This is a genomic window from Micromonospora sp. NPDC051300 (genome assembly GCF_044455315.1).
GTDB lineage: Bacteria > Actinomycetota > Actinomycetes > Mycobacteriales > Micromonosporaceae > Micromonospora > Micromonospora robiginosa.
Map to the genome: position 1 here is coordinate 1 of NZ_JBITEP010000021.1, position 18,872 is coordinate 18,872.

General features: G+C 73.6%; 19 protein-coding genes and 1 pseudogene. 12 read left to right on the forward strand and 8 right to left on the reverse strand.

Annotation, left to right across the window (positions count from 1 at the left end; translation table 11 throughout):
- Window positions 1–266: pseudogene (locus tag ACIA5A_RS21810) on the forward strand (hypothetical protein); the annotation flags it as partial.
- A gap of 46 nt (window positions 267–312) precedes the next feature.
- Here the strand turns inward: ACIA5A_RS21810 and ACIA5A_RS21815 are convergent.
- A complete protein-coding gene (locus ACIA5A_RS21815; RefSeq protein ID WP_396765208.1) occupies window positions 313–906 on the reverse strand; it encodes a class I SAM-dependent methyltransferase in 594 nt (197 codons plus the stop codon).
- A gap of 129 nt (window positions 907–1,035) precedes the next feature.
- Between ACIA5A_RS21815 and ACIA5A_RS21820 the strand changes: the two genes are divergently transcribed.
- The 3 genes from ACIA5A_RS21820 (at window position 1,036) to ACIA5A_RS21830 (ending at window position 3,709) form a co-directional block, all read left to right on the forward strand.
- Window positions 1,036–2,211 (forward strand): sensor histidine kinase, encoded by a 1,176-nt coding sequence (locus tag ACIA5A_RS21820; RefSeq protein ID WP_396765211.1) that lies wholly within the window; start codon window positions 1,036–1,038, stop codon window positions 2,209–2,211.
- Window positions 2,208–2,900: a response regulator gene (locus ACIA5A_RS21825; protein WP_396765213.1), complete on the forward strand. Its 693-nt coding sequence runs from the start codon at window positions 2,208–2,210 to the stop codon at window positions 2,898–2,900. Before ACIA5A_RS21820 ends, ACIA5A_RS21825 begins: the two co-directional genes overlap by 4 nt.
- An 80-nt stretch (window positions 2,901–2,980) precedes the next feature.
- On the forward strand, window positions 2,981–3,709 hold the full coding sequence (locus ACIA5A_RS21830; protein WP_396765216.1) for a DedA family protein: 729 nt from the start codon (window positions 2,981–2,983) through the stop codon (window positions 3,707–3,709).
- Window positions 3,710–3,766: 57 nt separating this feature from the next.
- Here the strand turns inward: ACIA5A_RS21830 and ACIA5A_RS21835 are convergent, their stop codons facing one another.
- Window positions 3,767–4,165 carry a VOC family protein gene (locus ACIA5A_RS21835; protein ID WP_396765489.1) on the reverse strand — a complete coding sequence of 133 codons (399 nt, stop codon included), beginning with the start codon at window positions 4,163–4,165 and terminating at the stop codon, window positions 3,767–3,769.
- On the reverse strand, window positions 4,162–4,734 hold the full coding sequence (locus ACIA5A_RS21840; RefSeq protein ID WP_091069145.1) for a cob(I)yrinic acid a,c-diamide adenosyltransferase: 573 nt from the start codon (window positions 4,732–4,734) through the stop codon (window positions 4,162–4,164). The genes ACIA5A_RS21835 and ACIA5A_RS21840 overlap by 4 nt, the downstream gene beginning before the upstream one ends.
- Here ACIA5A_RS21840 and murA point away from each other — a divergent pair.
- Both murA and ACIA5A_RS21850 read left to right on the forward strand, forming a co-directional pair.
- Window positions 4,733–6,163, forward strand: a complete 1,431-nt coding sequence (gene murA / locus ACIA5A_RS21845; protein ID WP_396765220.1) for a UDP-N-acetylglucosamine 1-carboxyvinyltransferase — start codon at window positions 4,733–4,735, stop codon at window positions 6,161–6,163. The two genes, ACIA5A_RS21840 and murA, sit on opposite strands and share 2 nt — an antisense overlap.
- A 66-nt stretch (window positions 6,164–6,229) precedes the next feature.
- Complete coding sequence (locus ACIA5A_RS21850; protein WP_396765223.1) at window positions 6,230–7,078, forward strand: 3-hydroxyacyl-CoA dehydrogenase family protein; 849 nt, start codon at window positions 6,230–6,232, stop codon at window positions 7,076–7,078.
- A gap of 28 nt (window positions 7,079–7,106) precedes the next feature.
- Here ACIA5A_RS21850 and ACIA5A_RS21855 read toward each other — a convergent pair whose 3' ends face one another.
- From ACIA5A_RS21855 to ACIA5A_RS21865, 3 genes are all read right to left on the reverse strand, one after another.
- Window positions 7,107–7,916 (reverse strand): alpha/beta hydrolase, encoded by an 810-nt coding sequence (locus tag ACIA5A_RS21855; RefSeq protein WP_396765226.1) that lies wholly within the window; start codon window positions 7,914–7,916, stop codon window positions 7,107–7,109.
- A 79-nt stretch (window positions 7,917–7,995) separates the two neighbouring features.
- On the reverse strand, window positions 7,996–8,841 hold the full coding sequence (locus tag ACIA5A_RS21860; RefSeq protein WP_396765229.1) for an ABC transporter permease: 846 nt from the start codon (window positions 8,839–8,841) through the stop codon (window positions 7,996–7,998).
- Window positions 8,838–9,686 carry an ABC transporter ATP-binding protein gene (locus ACIA5A_RS21865; protein WP_396765232.1) on the reverse strand — a complete coding sequence of 283 codons (849 nt, stop codon included), beginning with the start codon at window positions 9,684–9,686 and terminating at the stop codon, window positions 8,838–8,840. Before ACIA5A_RS21865 ends, ACIA5A_RS21860 begins: the two co-directional genes overlap by 4 nt.
- Before the next feature lie 151 nt (window positions 9,687–9,837).
- Between ACIA5A_RS21865 and ACIA5A_RS21870 the strand changes: the two genes are divergently transcribed.
- Together ACIA5A_RS21870 and ACIA5A_RS21875 are read left to right on the forward strand one after the other, a co-directional pair.
- On the forward strand, window positions 9,838–11,832 hold the full coding sequence (locus ACIA5A_RS21870; RefSeq protein WP_396765235.1) for a protein meaA: 1,995 nt from the start codon (window positions 9,838–9,840) through the stop codon (window positions 11,830–11,832).
- Window positions 11,833–11,951: 119 nt separating this feature from the next.
- Window positions 11,952–12,248: a DUF1540 domain-containing protein gene (locus ACIA5A_RS21875; protein WP_396765237.1), complete on the forward strand. Its 297-nt coding sequence runs from the start codon at window positions 11,952–11,954 to the stop codon at window positions 12,246–12,248.
- Between the two features lie 15 nt (window positions 12,249–12,263).
- Here ACIA5A_RS21875 and ACIA5A_RS21880 read toward each other — a convergent pair whose 3' ends face one another.
- The gene (locus ACIA5A_RS21880; RefSeq protein WP_396765240.1) at window positions 12,264–12,881 is read right to left on the reverse strand and encodes a DUF4126 domain-containing protein; all 618 of its coding nucleotides are present in this window, start codon (window positions 12,879–12,881) and stop codon (window positions 12,264–12,266) included.
- A 71-nt stretch (window positions 12,882–12,952) separates the two neighbouring features.
- Here ACIA5A_RS21880 and nucS point away from each other — a divergent pair, with 71 nt between their 5' ends.
- Entirely contained in the window at window positions 12,953–13,612 is a 660-nt protein-coding gene (nucS, locus tag ACIA5A_RS21885) for an endonuclease NucS (RefSeq protein ID WP_396765243.1), read from the forward strand.
- Here the strand turns inward: nucS and ACIA5A_RS21890 are convergent.
- Window positions 13,609–15,111: an aldehyde dehydrogenase family protein gene (locus ACIA5A_RS21890; RefSeq protein WP_396765245.1), complete on the reverse strand. Its 1,503-nt coding sequence runs from the start codon at window positions 15,109–15,111 to the stop codon at window positions 13,609–13,611. The genes nucS and ACIA5A_RS21890 overlap by 4 nt on opposite strands.
- A gap of 241 nt (window positions 15,112–15,352) precedes the next feature.
- Between ACIA5A_RS21890 and ACIA5A_RS21895 the strand changes: the two genes are divergently transcribed.
- The 3 genes from ACIA5A_RS21895 (at window position 15,353) to ACIA5A_RS21905 (ending at window position 18,871) form a co-directional block, all read left to right on the forward strand.
- Window positions 15,353–15,799, forward strand: a complete 447-nt coding sequence (locus ACIA5A_RS21895; protein WP_396765248.1) for an FHA domain-containing protein — start codon at window positions 15,353–15,355, stop codon at window positions 15,797–15,799.
- Window positions 15,800–15,892: 93 nt separating this feature from the next.
- Window positions 15,893–16,957: an alpha/beta fold hydrolase gene (locus ACIA5A_RS21900; protein WP_396765251.1), complete on the forward strand. Its 1,065-nt coding sequence runs from the start codon at window positions 15,893–15,895 to the stop codon at window positions 16,955–16,957.
- A gap of 123 nt (window positions 16,958–17,080) precedes the next feature.
- The gene (locus tag ACIA5A_RS21905) at window positions 17,081–18,871 is read left to right on the forward strand and encodes a 3-hydroxyacyl-CoA dehydrogenase family protein (RefSeq protein WP_396765254.1); all 1,791 of its coding nucleotides are present in this window, start codon (window positions 17,081–17,083) and stop codon (window positions 18,869–18,871) included.
- Window position 18,872: the final 1 nt, after the last annotated feature.

The window sequence follows — 18,872 nt, forward strand, 5'->3', positions numbered from 1 at the left end:
ACCTCGGCCACCTCGGCGACCGCAACGACCACGACTCGCTGGGCCTGTTCCAGCAGCGCCCCTCCTCCGGCTGGGGCACCCCCGAGCAGATCACCGACCCCGAGCACTCCACCCTCGCCTTCCTCAAGGGCCTCAAGCAGGTCGACGGCTGGCAGGACATGCCGCTGACCAAGGCCGCGCAGACCGTGCAGGTGTCCGCCTACCCGGACGCGTACGCCCAGTGGGAGAAGCAGGCCACCGACCTCGTCGGCCAGCACTGGAAGTAAGACACACGCGCTGAAGGCCGGCACCCCGAACACGGGGTGCCGGCCTTCAGCGGCTCACCGGCCGGCGGCAGTGGTAGACCAGGGCCGGTGGCAGGTTGGCCCAGACCGTCCGCCCGATCGTCACCTCCTCGAACGACCCGGTCAGCAGTCGCCGGAAGCGGCGGGCGGGCCGGGTCGTCGACGCGTGCCGGTACGCGAATGTGGTGAACGCCCCGCCCGGCCGGAGCGACTTCAGCACCGCGTCGAGGACGTCGATCTGCCGCCTGCCGCCGAACGCCGCCCAGGGCAGTCCGCTCACCACGACGTCGGCGGCCGGCAGGTGCCGGTCGGCGAGCACCCGGTCGAGGGCCGCGGCGTCGGCGCGTACCACGTCCACGGTCGGGTGCCGGCGGGCCAGCGTGGCGGCGAAGCTCGGGTTGAGTTCGACCGCCAGGTGCTGCCCACGTCCGGCCAGCCGGTGCTGGATGGCCCGGGTGAAGACGCCGGTCCCGGGGCCGAGTTCCACCACCAGCGGGTGCCCGGTACGGGGCACGGCGGCGGTGATGTCCCGGGCGAGGACTGTGCCGCTGGGCAGCACCGCGCCGGTCGTGAACGGGTATCGGGCGAACTGGCCGAGGAAGGCGGGAGCGTCGCTGATCACGCCGATCGACGCTAGGCGGGCCGGGACCTGTCGGATCTCGTGCGGCGGGCCGGTGCACCAACCAGTCGGAGGAGGGGGGCCGGCCGGTGGAAGGGCCGGCTGGCCCGGTCCGCTCCGTATGGTTGCCGCATGGGGGGCGGGCGGTGGATCCGGTGGCCCGAGCTGCTGCTCGGGCTCGGCACGGCCGCACTGGGGTTGATCAGCACGCGTACCGCCGTCCCCGCCGTCCCGCACCCGGCGCGGGTGATCGTCTTCGCGGTGCTCGCCGGACTGGCCCTCGTCGGAGTCCGCCGCTGGCCGTGGCCGGTGCTGCTCGTCACGTCGACGCTGACGCTCGCCGCCGACGCGGCGGGCGTGACCGCCGGGGACATTGCCCAGATCGCCGCCGCCGTCGCGCTGGGCTACGTCGCCTACCACTCGGGCTGGCCGGGCACGGCCGTCGGGTACGTGCTCTTCCTGGCGGTGACGCTGGCCAACGTGGTCGACCCGAGAGACCCGGAGATGCTCCGTGGCGGTCTCGGCGTGCTCCGGCTGGTGACGCTGGCCGGGTTCGCCGCCGCGCCGGTGGCCTTCGGCCGCTATCTCGGCGGGGTACGCCAGGCGGCGGCCGCGGCCGAGGAGCGGGCCCGGGAGGCGGAGGAGCGGCGGGCGGCGGAGGCGCGGATGGTGCGGCTGACCGAGCGGACCGCCATCGCCCGGGACCTGCACGACATCGTCGCCCACCACGTCGCGGCGATCGCCCTGCGCGCCGGCGCGGCCCGGTACGCGGTGCAGCACACCGGGCGCCCGGAGGAGGCGGTGCTGGCGCTCGGCGAGCTGCGGGACACCGCCGGGCAGGTGCTGGACGAGTTGCGGGACCTGCTGGAGGTGCTCCGCGACCCGGACGCGGTGGAGCCGGCGGAGTCGCAGGTCGATCCGGCGCAGGTGATCCGGGACGCGGCCCGCCGGGTCCGGGAGGCCGGGCTGGCGGTGCAGGTGCGGATGCCGGAGACGTTGCATCGGGTTCCGCTGGTGGTCGGGACCACGGCGGCCCGGGTGGTGCAGGAGGCGTTGACCAACAGCCTGAAGCACGCCGGACCGGGCACGGTCGTCTCGGTCGACGTCGAGGTGGCCGGCGGCGGGCTGCTGATTGAGGTCCTGGACAGCGGCCCGGCCCGCCCGCGTACCCGGCTGCCCGCCTCCGGGCACGGCCTGCGGGGGATGCGTGAGCGGGTCGGCCTGCTCGGTGGGACGCTCGTCGCGGGCGGTACCGACGGAGGTGGCTGGCGGGTCCGGGTCCGGCTGCCGATCAGGGAGAACGAATGATCAGGGTGTTGGTGGTCGACGACCAGGCGCTCGTCCGTGCCGGGGTGGCCCTGGTGCTGAGGACGGCGGGTGGCTTCGAGGTGGTGGGCGAGGCGGGCGACGGCCACGAGGCGGTCCGGCTCGCCGAGCGGCTACGGCCGGACGTGATCCTGATGGACCTGCGGATGCCCCGGTTGGACGGCATCGAGGCGACCCGGCGCATCCTGCGGCAGCAACCGGCGGCCCGGGTGCTGGTGCTGACCACGTTCGCCGACGACGCGAACGTCTACGGGGCGCTCGGCGCCGGCGCCCAGGGCTACCTGGTGAAGGACGGCGCCCCCGAGGAGTTGGTGGACGCGGTGCGGCGGGCGGCCCGGGGCGAGCCGCTGCTCGCGCCGCCGGTGCTCGCGCGCGTGCTGCGCCGAGCGCTCACCGCGCACGACCGGGACCGGGCGACCGACCCGGCCGCCGCGGGCCTCGGCCTGCTCAGCCCTCGGGAGCGGGAGGTGCTGGCGCTTGTCGGCGCGGGGCTGTCGAACGCCGAGATCGGCGCCCGGCTGCACCTCGGGGTGACCACCGTGAAGACGCACGTCTCGGCCGCGATGGAGAAGCTGGAGCTGCGCAACCGGGTGCAGGCCGCGGTGGTGGCCCACCGGCTCGGGCTGGTCGACGACGGGTTCAACCCGGTGCCGGATCCGGGGGGACCCTAGGGCGTCGGGCGGCCACTCGGAGGACCCGGCCGGGCCACGGGCAGGACGTCACCGACCGCCCTGGGCGCGACGCTTGGAGCATGACCTTCCTGGACTCCGTGGTGGACCGGCTCGACGCGCTGCCGCCGGGCCTCGTGCTGCTGGTCGCGGCGGCGGTGCTCGCCGGCGAGGTGGGCCTGCTGGTGGGCCTGGTGCTGCCGGCCGCGACCACCATGCTGACGGTCGGGCTGCTGGCCCGGGCTGGCCGCGTCGACCTGGGCGCCGCGCTCGCGGTGACGACCGCCGCGGCGTTCGTCGGCGACCAGCTCGGCTATCTGGAGGGACGGCTGCTCGGTCCTCGGCTCCGGCGCGGCGCGCTGGGCCGGTGGGTGGGGGAGCGGCGTTGGCGGCAGGCCGAGGAACTGGTCGCCGCCCGGGGCGGGACCGCGGTGCTGCTCGGGCGCTGGACCGCGTTCGCCCGCACGCTGGTGCCCCGGGTGGCCGGCGCGGCCGGACTTCCGTACCCCAGGTTCGCGCTCGTCAACGGCGCGGCGGTGGCCGTCTGGGTGCCCGGCACGGTACTGCTGGGCTGGGCGGCCGGTGGCCTGCCGCCCGGTCTGCCGGCCGCCGCCGGGGTGGCGGTGGTGGCGGCGGTCGCCCTCGTGGCCGGGTTCCGCCGCCTCCGGGTACGCCGACGGCGTGCCGTTCGCCGGGCCTGCGCGGGTCCGGTCCCGGCCCGCCGACGGCCGGTCCGCCGTCGGGTCGGTGCGCGGCGCCCGGGGGAGGGCCGGACCGCCCCCGTCCGGCGCGGCGCGGCCGACCGCTGCTGACCGGTCGAACTGCTTCGGACGCTCGGCCGGCCCGGCCCGGCCGCAGGCGATCACCTGTCAGCCGGTCGAGGCGACCAGCTCGACCTCGTACCCCTGGGTGTCGGTGAGGTAGGCGGCGTAGCTGTCCGGGCCGCCGGCGTGCGGGTGCCGGTCGCCGAAGAGCAGCGCCCAGCCGTGCGCCGGGGCGGCGGCGGCCAGCCGGTCGACGGCGGCCGGCGGCCCGACGTGGAAGGCCAGGTGGTTGAGGCCGGGCGCGCACCGGTCGTGGGTCCGGCCGGTGAGCGCCGGCGACTCCTCCAGCACCAGGTAGGTGGGTCCGTGCCGCCAGGAGACGCCGGCCGGCCAGTCCTGGTACGGCGTCCAGCCCAGCTCGCCGAGAAGCCAGCCCCAACTACGTCTGGCCGCCGCCAGGTCGGGTACCCACACCTCCACGTGGTGCAGGCCGCCGACGGTCAGCGCTTACCGCCCGGCACCCATAGCACATCGCCGCCCGGATTGGCCGTTCTTGACAGGATGAAGAGCAGGTCGGAGAGACGGTTGAGATACTTCGCCGGGAGGGTGCTGGTCCGATCGGGGTCGTGGGTGACCAGCGCCCATGCCGCACGCTCGGCGCGCCGGGCGGTCGTCCGTGCCACGTGCAGCAGTGCCGCGCCCGCGGTGCCGCCGGGGAGGATGAAGGAGTCGAGCTTGCTCAGGCGCGCGTTGAACTCGTCGCACCAGCCCTCGAGGCGCTCGACGTACTCCTCGGTGACCCGCAGCGGCGGATATTTCGGGTCCGGCTCCACAGGCGTCGCCAGGTCCGCGCCGACGTCGAACATGTCGTTCTGCACGGATTCCAGCACGGTCCGCAGCTCGTCGGGGAGCTGCCCGAGGGCGAGCGCCACGCCGATCGAGGCGTTGCACTCGTCCACGTCCGCGTACGCGGCGATCCGCGGATCGGTCTTCGGCACCTGCTCGTTGTTGCTCAGCCTGGTCATGCCGGCGTCGCCGGCCTTGGTGTAGATGCGCGTGAGGTGGACGGCCATGACGCACAGCCTACGGATACCGGACCTGACCATCCCGGTGCGGCCGGACCGGCCGACCGCGGTGGGGCCGGGCGATGCCGGCGACCCGGCGCTCAGCGACGTCGACGTCATCCGGGTGAGCGGGAACGCCCGGCTGGCCGGCACGGTGCACGTGGTGGGCGCGAAGAACTCGGCGCTGAAGCTGATGGCCGCCGCGCTGCTCGCACCCGGCCGCAGCGTGATCACCAACGTGCCCCGGATCACCGACATCGCGATCATGGGAGAGGTGCTGCGGCGGCTCGGGTGCGGCGTACGCTTCGGGCCCGACGACCCGGTCGACCCGATGGTCGCCGGCGGCGGCCGGGAGCGGTCCCGCTCGGTCGTCGTCGACGTGCCGGAGCGGCCCGGCGCGGAGGCCGACTACGACCTGGTCCGCCGGCTGCGCGCGTCGATCTGCGTGCTCGGCCCGCTGCTGGCCCGCCGGGGCCACGTCCGGGTGGCGCACCCCGGCGGGGACGCCATCGGCTCGCGGGGCCTGGACATGCACATCGCCGGGCTGGCCCGGATGGGCGCGGAGATCTCCGGCGAGCACGGCTTCGTCATCGCCGAGGCCCCGGACGGGCTGCACGGCGCGGACATCGTGCTGGACTTCCCGAGCGTCGGCGCGACCGAGAACCTGGTGATGGCGGCCGTGCTGGCCCGGGGTGACACGACAATCGACAACGCGGCCCGGGAGCCGGAGATCGTCGACATCTGCGCCATGCTGAGCCGGATGGGCGCGCGGATCTCCGGCGCGGGCACCTCGACGCTGCACATCGCCGGCGTGCCGGAGTTGCACCCGGTCCGGCACGCCACGGTGGGGGACCGGATCGTCGCCGGCACCTGGGCGTTCGCCGCGGCGATGACCCGCGGCGACGTCACCGTGACCGGCCTCGACCCGGCTTTCCTGGAGGTCGCGCTGGACAAGCTGGTCTCGGCCGGCGGCCTGGTGGAGACCCGCGGCGACGCCTTCCGGGTACGGATGGACGACCGGCCGGCGGCCGTCGACGTGGTCACGCTGCCCTATCCGGGGTTCGCCACCGACCTGCTGCCGATGGCGATCGGGCTGGCCGCGGTCAGCGAGGGCGGCTCGCTGATCACGGAGAACATCTTCGACGGCCGGTTCATGTTCGCCAACGAGATGATGCGGCTCGGCGCGGAGATCCGCACCGACGGTCACCACGCCCTGGTGTGCGGGCGGGAGCGGCTCTCCGGCGCCCCGGTGCGGGCCACCGACATCCGGGCCGGCGCCGGCCTGATCATCGCCGGGCTCTGCGCCGACGGGGTCACCGAGGTCTCGCACGTGCACCACGTCGACCGGGGCTACCCGGACTTCGTGGCGGACCTGCGGGCGCTCGGCGTCGAGGTGGAGCGGGGCACCGCGCCGGAGGAACCCGACCTGGCCATCTGACGGCCCTTATTCCTCGTTAAGTAGGGTTCTCCCAGACGTTGGAGAACACGGGCGAGGGAGAAGCAGATGGCGGGTCGACTCGCGGTCGTCGGTGCCGGGCTGATGGGCTCGGGCATCGCCCAGGTGGCGGCGCAGGCAGGCTGGCAGGTGACGCTGCGCGACGTCGACGACGCGGCCACCAGGCGGGGCGTCGACGGCATCCGGAAGTCGCTGGCGAAGTTCGCCGAGAAGGGGAAGATCGAGGCGTCCGACGTCGAGGCGACGCTGGGCCGGATCACCCCGACCACCGAGCTGGAGGCGGCGGCGGACGCGGACATCGTGGTCGAGGCGGTCTTCGAGAAGATCGAGATCAAGCACGAGGTGTTCCGCGCGCTGGACAAGATCTGCAAGGCGGACGCGGTGCTGGCCACCAACACCTCGGCCATCCCGGTCACCCAGATCGCCACCGCCACCGAGCGCCCGGAGTCGGTGGTCGGCACCCACTTCTTCTCGCCGGTGCCGATGATGAAGCTCTGCGAGCTGGTCCGGGGTTACAAGACCAGCGACGCGACGATGGACACCGCCCGCGCGTTCGCCGAGGAGATCGGCAAGACCGTCGTGGTGGTCAACCGGGACATCGCCGGTTTCGTCACCACCCGGCTGATCTGCGCGCTGGCGATGGAGGCGGTAGCGCTCGTCGAGTCGGGCGTGATCTCCGCCGAGGACCTGGACACCGCCTGCAAGCTTGGCTTCGGGCACGCCATGGGCCCGCTGGCCACTGTCGACCTGACCGGCGTGGACGTGCTGCTCAATGCCACCCGCAACATCTACACCGACACCGCCGACGAGAAGTTCTTCCCGCCGGAGCTGCTCCAGCGCATGGCCACCGCCGGCGACCTGGGCCGCAAGACCGGGCAGGGCTTCTACTCGTACTGAGCGTGTCGACCGCCCCGCTCCGGACGACTCAGGTCCGGGGCGGGGTGAGCGCGGCGCCGAGCAGCGCAAACGCGTCCGGGATGACGGTGCCCCAGTAGCCGAAGTTGTGCCGCCCGTCGGCCCAGGCCGCGCGCACCGGGCGCTCCGGCAGCACCCGGGCCAGCGCGCGGACGTCGGGCAGGAAGTTGTCCTGCCGGCCGCACCACAGCCCGACCGGGGTTCCGCGCAGCTTGTCCACGCCGGTGAAGACCGCGTCCCCGGGGCGCACCGCGGGGGAGAAGGCCGCCGCCATCCGCAACCATCCCGGGTACGCCTCGGCGAGCAGCAGCGCCCCGAAGCCCCCCATCGACCAGCCCCAGACGGCGAGCCGGCTGCTGTCGAAGCCCCGCCGGGCGCACCAGGTGGGCAGCTCCTCGTGCACCATCCGCTGTGGGTCGTCGTCGCCGGAGCGTCGCCAGGAGAGCCGGCCGCCTGTCGCGCCGGCGAGCGCGAACGGCGGGGCGCCCCGGCGTACCGCGTCGGTGAGGAAGCGGGCCAGTCCGAACCGGCCGTAGTCGCGCGGGGTGGCCGACGCGCCGTGCAGGACCAGGCAGACGGGCAGGCCCCGGCCGTCGCCGTACCCCTCGGGCACGGCGGTCCAGAAGTCCACCTCCCGGCCGCGCGCGGCGGAGGCGATGCGGATCAGCCGCTCGTCGCCGGCCGGGGCGTCCGGCAGGGTGGGGCCCGCCCCGGGCCGGGGACCGGACAGTTGCCGGGCGGCGAGCCCGCCGACCAGCCCGATGCCGGCGATCCCGCCCCCGGCGGTCAGCAGTGCCCGCCGGCTCAACGTGCGTCCCATGCCCGGCAGTGTGCCATCTCGTGTTAAGCGGGGCCCCCTCCTATACGCCAGGCGTTAAGAGGGGGCCCCGCCTTGCGCCTCAGCCGTCGCGGCGGGTGGTCCACCGGAAGGTGGTCAGGCAGAGCACCAGGCCGATCACGCACCAGAGGCCGAGCACCAGCGCGACAGTGCCCAGCTCGAACGAGCCGCCCGGCTCCTGGGCGCCGAAGCTGTCCGGCAGGAAGACCGACCGCAGCCCCTGGCACATCCACTTGAGCGGGAAGAGCGCGGCGACCTGCTGCATCCAGGTGGGCAGGCTGGTGAAGACGAAGAACACGCCGGAGATGAACTGGAGCACCAGCGCGACCGGGGTGACCACGGCCGAGCCGCTGCGCGCGGTGCGGGCCAGCGACGAGATGGCGATGCCGCAGAGCGTGCAGGCGGTGACCCCGAGGACGGCGACCCAGCCGAACGTCAGCCACTTGGCGGCGGTCTGCGGCAGGTCCAGGTCGAACAGCGCGACCGAGACGGCGAGCAGCAGCGCGGTCTCGGCGATGCCGATGACCACCACCATGATCACCTTGCCGGCGAACCAGACCCACTTGGGCATCGGCGTGCCCCGGTAGCGCTTGAGCACGCCCCGGTCCCGCTCGATCGGGATCCAGATGCCGAGGTTCTGGAAGCTCACCGTCATCAGGCCGGTCGCGATCATGCCGGTGATGAAGTATTGCGTGTAGCTGACGCCCGGGGCGATCTCGTCGCTGAAGATCGCCGCGAAGATCAGGATCATGATGATCGGGAAGCCCATCGTGAACACGACGGACTCCCGGCTGCGCAGGAACTGGGTGATCTCCAGCCGGCCCTGGCGCAGCGCCAGCGCGCCCGCGCCGAGTCGCCAGGCCGGCGTGGCGGCGACCGGGGCCGCCGGCTTCGTCGTGGTGCTCATGAGTGTCCGATCATCCGCAGGTAGACGTCTTCCAGGGTGGGCCGGCTCACCGCGAGGCCGGGGACCTCGCCGCCGAAGCGCGCGGCCAGCTCGGCCACCAGCGCCGTCGGCGTCGCGGTCTCCGCCGACTCGGCCACCCCGTCCGGGGTACGCCAGGAGACGGTCGCCAGCGCCTCCTGCCGGTTGCCGAGCCGGTTCGGGGGCGCGACCTCCACCACCCGACCGGCCGCGATCACGCCGACCCGGTCGGCGAGCGCCTCGGCCTCGTCCAGGTAGTGGGTGGTGAGCACGATCGTGGTGCCGGCGGCGGAGAGGTCGCGGATCAGCTCCCAGAACTCGCGCCGGGCCTCCGGGTCGAAGCCGGTGGTTGGCTCGTCGAGGAAGAGCAGCTCGGGGCGGCCGACGATGCCCAGCGCCACGTCGAGGCGGCGCTTCTGCCCGCCGGAGAGCGTGTGCGTGCGCGCCTTGGCCTTGGCGCCCAGCCCGACCCGCTCGACGACCTTGGCCGGGTCGTCGGCGTCCGGGTAGAAGCCGGAGAAGTGCCGGACCACCTCGCCGACGGTCAGCTCGTCGAACTCGCCGGTGCCCTGGAGCACGATGCCGACCTTCGCGCGCCAGTCGGCGTCCGGCTTGGCCGGGTCGACGCCCAGCACCCGGACCTCGCCGGCGTCGCGGTGCCGGTAGCCCTCCAGGATCTCCACCGTGGTGGTCTTGCCCGCGCCGTTCGGGCCGAGCAGGGCGAACACCTCGCCCCGGTGGACGTCCAGGTCCACCCCGGCCACCGCGACGTTGTCGCCGTACGTCTTGCGCAGTCCCCGTACGGAGATCGCGAGCTCGTATTCCATGACGTCAAGTGTGCGATGGTCGCGGGTCCGACGGTGGCCGGGGGTGTGGTGGTGTCCCACATCAGGCACCGTTCATGCCCGTCGGTCCGCTCCATGGACCTGTGTGGTTTTCCACAGCCCTTTTTACTGAACGGTAACTTAGACTCCCGCCATGGACGACGCGATGCCGGGACGCCTGCCGGAGCGGGACCGCCCGTGGGTGATGCGCACGTACGCCGGGCACTCCTCCGCCGCGGCCTCCAACGCGCTCTACCGCCGCAACCTGGCCAAGGGCCAGACCGGGCTGTCGGTCGCGTTCGACCTGCCCACCCAGACCGGGTACGACCCGGACCACGAGCTGGCCACCGGCGAGGTGGGCCGGGTCGGCGTGCCGGTGGCGCACCTCGGCGACATGCGCGCGCTCGTCGACGGCATCCCGCTCGCCGAGATGAACACCTCGATGACCATCAACGCGCCGGCCATGTGGATGCTCGCGCTCTACGGCACCGCCGCCGCCGAGCAGGGCGCCGAGCTGAGCCGCTGCGCCGGCACCACGCAGAACGACATCATCAAGGAGTACCTGTCCCGGGGCACGTACATCTTCCCGCCGGCCGCGTCGCTGCGGCTGACCGCCGACGTCGTCGCGTACACGCTGCGGGAGATGCCGCGGTGGAACCCGGTCAACATCTGCTCCTACCACCTCCAGGAGGCCGGCGCGACGCCGGTGCAGGAGGTCGGCTTCGCGCTCGCCACCGCGGTCGCCGTGCTGGACACCGTGCGCGACTCCGGCCAGGTGCCGGCCGAGCGGATGGGCGACGTGGTCCAGCGGATCTCGTTCTTCGTCAACGCCGGGGTGCGCTTCGTCGAGGAGATCGCCAAGATGCGCGCGTTCGGCGCGCTCTGGGACGAGATCACCCGCGACCGCTACGGCGTGACCGAGCCCAGGCAGCGCCGGTTCCGCTACGGCGTGCAGGTCAACTCGCTGGGCCTGACCGAGGCGCAGCCGGAGAACAACATCCAGCGGATCGTGCTGGAGATGCTCGGCGTCACGCTGTCCCGCGACGCCCGCGCCCGGGCCGTGCAGCTCCCCGCCTGGAACGAGGCGCTCGGCCTGCCCCGGCCGTGGGACCAGCAGTGGTCGCTGCGCATGCAGCAGGTCCTGGCGTACGAGTCGGACCTGCTCGAATATCCGGACCTGTTCGACGGCTCGCACGTGATGACCGCGCTCGTCGACGACATCGTGGCCGGCGCCCGGGTCGAGCTGGACAAGGTGCTGGAGATGGGCGGCGTGGTGGCCGCCGTGGAGTCCGGCTACCTGAAGAGCGCGCTCGTCGCCTCGCTGGCCGACCGGCGCCGGCGGATGGAGTCCGGCGCGGACGTGGTGATCGGCGTCAACCGGTTCACCGAGACCGAGCCGTCCCCGCTGACCGCGGCCGGCGCCGAGGCGATCGAGCAGGTGGACCCGGCGGTCGAGGCGGCCGCCGCAGCCGGCGTACGACAGTGGCGGGCCGACCGGGACGCGGCGGCCGTGGACGCCGCGCTGGACCGGCTGCGCGCGGACGCCGCCACCACGACCAACCTGATGCCGGCGACGCTCGCCTGCGTGGCCGCCGGGGTGACCACCGGGGAGTGGGCGGGCGCGCTGCGCCGGGTCTTCGGCGAGTACCGGGCGCCGACCGGGCTGTCCGGCGCGGCCGGGGCCGGTGGCGACGCGGGCCTCGCGGCGGTCCGTGAGCGGGTCGCCGCCACCGCCCGCGAGCTGGGCAGCGGGCGGCTGCGCCTGCTGGTCGGCAAGCCGGGGCTGGACGGGCACTCCAACGGCGCCGAGCAGATCGCGGTTCGCGCCCGCGACGCCGGCTTCGAGGTGATCTACCAGGGCATCCGGCTCACCGCCGGGCAGATCGTGGCCGCCGCGGTGGAGGAGGACGTCGACCTGGTCGGGCTCTCCGTGCTCTCCGGCTCGCACCTGGCCGCCGTGCCGGCCGTGCTGGACGGGCTGCGCGCCGCCGGGCGGGGCGACCTGCCGGTGGTGGTGGGCGGCATCATCCCGCCGCGCGACGCCGAGGAGCTGCGGGCCGCCGGGGTGGCGCGGGTGTTCACGCCGAAGGACTTCGCGCTTACCGGCATCATCGACGAGTTGGTCACCGTCATCCGCGAGCGGATGTAAGGCGGGGGCCCCGCTTAACGCATTCGGTAGAGGCGGGGGCCCCGCTTAACACCGGATCCGGCCCGGTGAGGCGGTGGAAAGCCTAAAGTCGGGGCAAGACACCACGAAAGGGCGGAAAAATGACCGCGTCGTTGGAGATGCCCCGGGTCCAGGAGTGCGCCGTCCGGTCCTGCGCCTACAACCACACGAACGACTGCCACGCGTTCGCCATCACGATCGGCAGCAGCGACCACGCGCACTGCCACACCTACGTGGACATGCCGGTGCGCGGGGGCATCGAGCAGTCGATCGCCCAGGTCGGCGCGTGTTCCCGGTCCGACTGCCGGCACAACTCGGACCTGGAGTGCCACGCCCCGGCCATCACCGTCGGCCCGGACATGGACATGGCCGACTGCATGACCTACCAGAGCGTCTGAGCGGGCAGACCCCGCTCAGACGCGGAAGCCGGCCGCGCGGGCCGCGGCGCGTTCCCGGCGCCGGTCCTTGCGCCGGCGGAACAACCAGACCACGAACGCCACCAGGCCGACCGCGAACACCAGCACCAGCACCGGCAGCAGGATCGCCGCGACCGACATGAGCACGCTCGTGGCATCCTCGGCGGTGCTCGCCACCGGCGCGCCGAAACCGGCCGTGGTGGCGTTGATCACCGGCCGGGCGGCGGCCTTGAGCAGGTGCACGCCGAGCGCGATCAGCACGCCGACCACCACCGGCACCCACTGGTGGGTGGAGAAGAACGTGTCCGGGTCGCTGACCGTCACCGTCTCCGACCCGGAGCCGGCGCCGAACGCCAGACCACCCGCGGTCGGCCGGACCACGGTCTGCACCATGTCGTTGACGTGGTCGACCACCGGCACCTTGTCGGCCACCACCTCGACCACCAGCAGGACGGCGAGGATCAGCAGGACCCAGCCGTTGCCGAGCCACTGCCAACTGCTCGGCAGCTCGATCAGGTTGGTGTAGCGGGCCAGCAGGCCCATCAGCATGAGCGGGATGTAGGCGTTCAGGCCCGCCGAGGCGGCGAGACCGGATCCGGTGAGGACTTCGAGCACGATCTCAATATGGCACCGGTGCGCCAGTGGCGCTCGTCGGCGCCGGCCGGGGGCTCGGCTACCCTCGTCGGGTGCGGTTGGTCATTGCGAAGTGCTCGGTGGACTATGTCGGACGGCTCTCGGCTCACCTGCCGCCGGCCACCCGGCTGCTCATGGTCAAGGCGGACGGCTCGGTGTCGATCCACGCGGACGACCGGGCCTACAAGCCGTTGAACTGGATGAGCCCGCCGTGCCGGCTGGAGGAGGCGCCCGGCGTGTGGCGGGTGGTCAACAAGGCCGGCGAGGAGCTGCGCATCACCCTGGAGGAGATCTTCCAGGACACCTCGTACGAGCTGGGGATCGACCCCGGCCTGCGCAAGGACGGCGTCGAGGCGCACCTGCAGGAGCTGCTCGCCGCCAACCCGGGGACGCTGGGGGAGGGCTTCACCCTGGTCCGCCGCGAGTACATGACCGCGATCGGCCCGGTCGACCTGCTCTGCCGCGACGCCGACGCCGGCGCGGTAGCGGTCGAGGTGAAGCGGCGCGGCGAGATCGACGGGGTGGAACAGCTCACCCGCTACCTGGAGCTGATGAACCGCGACCCGCTGCTCGCGCCGGTCACCGGCGTCTTCGCGGCGCAGGAGATCAAGCCGCAGGCGCGGGTGCTCGCCACCGACCGCGGCATCCGCTGCGTGGTGGTCGACTACGACAAGCTGCGCGGCATCGAGCGCGACGAGCTGACGCTGTTCTAGCGCTTCCGGCCGTACATCAGCTTGGCCACCTTGACCAGGCGGGCGACGTCGGCCGGGGTGCGCTCGAACGTCATCGCCGGCAGCAGTGACCGGGCCCGCCGGCGGGTGACCGCCTTGGGGCGGCCGAACTCGCGCAGCCCGTCCTCGCCGTGGATCCGCCCGAAGCCGGACTCGCCGGTGCCGCCGAACGGCAGCGTGGACATGCCGGCGAAGGTCAGCGCCGAGTTGACCGAGGCCATCCCGGAACGCAGCCGCCGCGCGACCGCCACCGCCCGCGCCCGGCCGAAGACCGAACCCCCGAGGCCGTACGGCAGCGCGTTGGCGCGCTCGACGGCCTCGTCGACGTCGCGGACCCGGCTGACGGTGAGCGTCGGGCCGAACGTCTCCTCGCGCACGGCGGCCGAGTCCTCCGGCACGTCCACCAGCACGGTCGGGTGCACGTACGGCGGCTGGACCGCGTCCGGCCCGCCGAGCACCGCCCGGCCGCCCCGGGCCACCGCGTCGTCGATGTGCCGGCGGATGACGTCGATCTGCGACGGCATCGTGATCGGGCCGAGGTCGGCCCCGTCGGCGCCCACGGTCAGCCGGCCGGCCTTCGCCACCACCTTGTCGACGAACGCGTCGAAGACCTGGTCGACGGCGTAGACCCGCTCGATGCCGATGCAGGTCTGGCCGGCGTTGGTCAGGCCGCCCCAGACGGCCGCCTCGGCGGCGGCGTCCAGGTCGGCGTCCGAGTCGACGATCATCGCGTCCTTGCCGCCGGCCTCCAGCAGCACCGGGGTGAGCGTCTCGGCGCAGGCCGCCATCACCTTCTTGGCGGTGGCGGTCGAGCCGGTGAAGGCCACCTTCGCCACCCCGGAGCGGCACAGCGCCGCGCCGACGTCGCCCAGCCCGTGCACCGCCTGGAACACCGGCTGCTCCGGCACCACCTCGGCGAACCGGTCGACCAGCCACTGGCCCACGGCCGGGGTGTACTCACTCGGCTTGAACACCACCGCGTTGCCGGCGGCCAGCGCGTAGGCGGCGGAGCCGATCGGGGTGAAGACCGGGTAGTTCCACGGGCCGATCACGCCGACCACGCCGTACGGCTGGTATTCCAGGTGGCCGGTGAACTCGGCGAGGATGAGTCGGGAGCGGACCCGCCGGGGGCCGAGCACCCGCCGGGCGTTGCGCGCGGCCCAGTCGACGTGCTCCAGCGCGGTGAGGACCTCGACCACGGCGTCGCCGACCGGCTTGCCGCCCTCGGTGTGCATCAGGTCGGCCAGCTCCTCGATGCGCCGGGCGAGCACGCCGCGCCAGCGCTGGAGCCGGTCGCGCCGGCCGTCGAAGCCGAGCCCGGCCCACCAGTCGGCGGCGGCGCGGGCCCGCTCGGCGGCGGCGCGCACGTCGGCCTCGGTCGCGACCGGGAGCCGGCCGGCCTCCGCGCCGGTCGCCGGGCTGGTGGACACCAGGCGGCCGTCGGAGATGAGCGGGTTCCCGGGGACATGCACGGCGGTCATGGCCGCAGTCTAGACCCGAATATTACTCACCGGTAGGTGTCGCGGGGGCCGCACGCTGCCCGTACCGATCGGCATCATATCGACTTTCGTTAATGGCCGATCGCGCCCTTCCCGGCCGTCCGAACGGCGAACGCAAGATGACCGCCCGGGGTCGCGGGGGTGACCGCGCGGCGGTGGGAGCCACTACGGTGAGGTGGCAGGCTGACGCCGCGGGGCGATGTGGGGTGGAGGTCGACTGTCCATGGAGGAGCATCCTGAGCTGATGCCGTTGCTGACGGTGTCGGGCGGGGCGATGCGCGGGCTCAGTTTCCGGGTCGGGCGGGGCGTGCAGGTGATCGGCCGGGCGCCGAGCGCCGACATCGTGCTCGCCGACCCACACCTGAGCCGCCGGCACGCCAGCGTCCAGGCCACCACCGAGGGCGTGCTGCTCACCGACCTCGGCTCCACCAACGGCACCTGGCTCAACGACAGGCGGATCACCGGCAGCGTGCCGATCGCCGACGGGGACGTGGTCCGGCTCGGCCGCACCGACCTGCGCCTCTACGACCCGGGCGTGGCCCGCACCGACCCGGTCGGGATGAGCTTCGGCCAGCCGCGCCGCGACCAGCGGCCGACCCTTCCGCTGCCCGTGCCGGCGCAGCGGCAGCCGATCGAGGCCCGCGAGGCGCAGCCGGTCGACGCTGGCTGACCGGCTCGCACGGCGGCCCGCGACAGGTGCGGGCCGCCCGGCATGGGTGCCGGCCACATGGCTACCGGCCGAGCGGTGTGCCAGCATGCCCGGATGCGGAGCGCGCGGCAGACGATCCAGGCCAACGGCATCACCCAGGCGATCCGGGTGGCCGGCCCGGCCGACGGCGTGCCGGTGCTGCTGGTGCACGGCAACGTCTCGTCGTCGGCGTTCTGGGAGCCGCTGCTGCCCCGCCTCCCGGAGACGCTCCGGGTGGTCGCCCCCGACCTGCGCGGGTACGGCGAGACCGACACCGCCCCGGTCGACGCCACCCGGGGGCTCGGCGACTTCGCCGACGACGTGGCCGCCCTGCTCGACGCGCCCGGGCTGTTCGCGCCCGGCGCCCGGCCGGTGGTGGTCGGGCACTCGCTCGGCGGCGGGGTGGCCATGCGCCTGCTCGTCGACCACCCGGAGCGGGTGGCCGGGCTGCTGCTGGCGGCCCCGGTCTCGCCGTACGGCTTCGGCGGCACCCGGGACCTCGACGGCACCCCCACCACGCCCGACTTCGCCGGCACCGGGGCGGGCGGCGCGAACCCCGACTTCGTGGCCCGGCTCGCCGCCGGTGACCGGGGCGCCGACGGCCCGACCAGCCCGCGCAACGTGCTGCGTGCCGCCTACGTGGCCGATCCGGCGTCGCTCGGCGACCACGAGGACCTGCTGCTGGAGAGCATGCTGACCACCGCCACCGGGGACGACAACTACCCCGGCACCGCGGTCGGCTCGGCCCACTGGCCGGGCACCGCCGCCGGGCGGCGCGGTGTGCTCAACGCGCTGGCCCCGGCCCACTTCCGGCTCGCCGACGAGCTGGTCGCCGCGCCGGTCAAGCCGGCGGTGACCTGGGTACGCGGCGACGCCGACGTGATCGTGTCGGACACCTCGCTGTTCGACCTGGCGTACCTCGGTCAGCTCGGGATCGTGCCCGGCTGGCCCGGCGCGGACGCGTGCCCGCCGCAGCCGATGGTCGGCCAGACCCGCGCGGTGCTGGACCGGTACGCGGCGGCCGGCGGCGCCTACCGGGAGGTGACGTTGCCGGGCTGCGGGCACAGCCCGCACCTGGAGCGGCCGGCCGAGTTCGTCGCCGAGCTGCTGGCGCTCGCCGGGGTGGTCACGCCCGGCTGACGGCGGGGTGCGTGAAATATCCCACGGCGTCTCGACAACACAGCGTCACGTGGCAGACTCCGGCGCATAACCTTAGCGGCCGTTCATGTCGGCAACGGCGGAGTCAACCGAGGGAGGCCGGTCGTGGCGCGCGAGTTCACCAGGGTTGGTGTGGTGGGTCTGGGCACCATGGGTGCCGGCATCGTCGAGGTGTTCGCCCGCAACGGCGTCGACGTCACCGCGGTGGAGATCTCCGACGCCGCGCTGGAGCGGGGCCGGACCACGCTGACCGGCTCCACCGACCGCGCGGTGGCCAAGGGCAAGCTCGCCGAGGCCGACCGGGACGCGCTGCTGTCCCGGGTCGACTTCCGGGTCGGGCTGGACGCCCTGCACGACGTGGACCTGGTGATCGAGGCGGTCCCCGAGCACCTGGACCTCAAGCAGCGGATCTTCGCCGAGCTGGACCGGGTCTGCAAGCCCGAGGCCATCCTGGCCACCAACACCTCGTCGCTGAGCGTCACCGAGATTTCCGTCGCGACCACCCGGCCGAACCAGGTCATCGGCATCCACTTCTTCAACCCCGCGCCGGTGATGAAGCTGGTCGAGGTGGTCCGCACCGTGGTCACCTCCGCCGAGGTGGTGGCCGACGTGGAGGCGCTCTGCGAGCGGCTCGGCAAGGTCGACGTGACCATCAGCGACCGGGCCGGGTTCATCGCCAACGCGCTGCTCTTCGGCTACCTGAACCACGCGGTCGGCATGTTCGAGGCCCGCTACGCCACCCGCGAGGACATCGACGCCGCCATGAAGCTCGGCTGCGGCCTGCCGATGGGCCCGCTGGCGCTGATGGACCTGATCGGCCTGGACACCGCGTACGAGATCCTCGACACGATGTACCGGCGCGGCGGCCGGGACCGCCGGCACGCCCCGGCCCCGCTGCTCAAGCAGATGGTCACCGCCGGGCTGCTCGGCCGGAAGTCCGGGCGCGGCTTCTACACCTACGAGCGGCCGGGCTCGCCGAAGGTCGTGGCAGACGAGCACACGCCGGTGAGCGCGGACGGCGGGCTCGCCGACGGCGCCCGGGTGGTCGCCAAGGTCGGTGTGGTCGGCTCCGGCACCATGGCCACCGGCATCATCGAGGTCTTCGCCAAGGCCGGCTACGAGGTCATCTCGGTGACCCGGGGCGCGGAGAAGTCCGCCAAGGTGTGCGAGGCGGTGAAGACCTCGCTCAACAAGGGCGTGGTCCGGGGCAAGCTCGCCGAGACCGACCGGGACGCCGCGATGGGGCGGATCACCTGGTCCGCCACGCTGGAGCACCTCGCCGACGTCGACCTGGTGGTCGAGGCCGTGGTCGAGGAGCTGAGCGTCAAGAAGGCGCTGTTCGCCAGCCTGGACGAGATCTGCAAGCCGGGCGTGGTGCTCGCCACCACCACCTCGTCGCTGCCGGTGATCGACGTGGCGATGGCCACCCAGCGGCCCGCCGACGTGGTCGGCCTGCACTTCTTCAACCCGGCGCCGATCATGCCGCTGGTGGAGGTGGTCCGGACCATCCGCACCTCCGCCGAGACGTCGGCGACCGCCCGCGCGGTCTGCGCCGCGGTCGGCAAGACCGGCGTGGTCTGCGGCGACCGGTCCGGCTTCATCGTCAACGCGCTGCTCTTCCCGTACCTCAACGACGCGGTGAAGATGCTGGAGGCCAGCTACTCCACCGCCGACGACATCGACTACGCGATGAAGCTCGGCTGCGGCTACCCGATGGGCCCGTTCGAGCTGCTCGACGTGGTCGGCCTGGACGTCTCGCTGGCGATCCAGCGGGAGCTGTACCTCGAACTGCGCGAGCCCGGCTTCGCCCCGGCGCCGCTGCTGGAGCACCTGGTCACCGCCGGCTACCTGGGCCGCAAGACCGGCCGGGGCTTCCGCGACCACACCAACCGCTGAG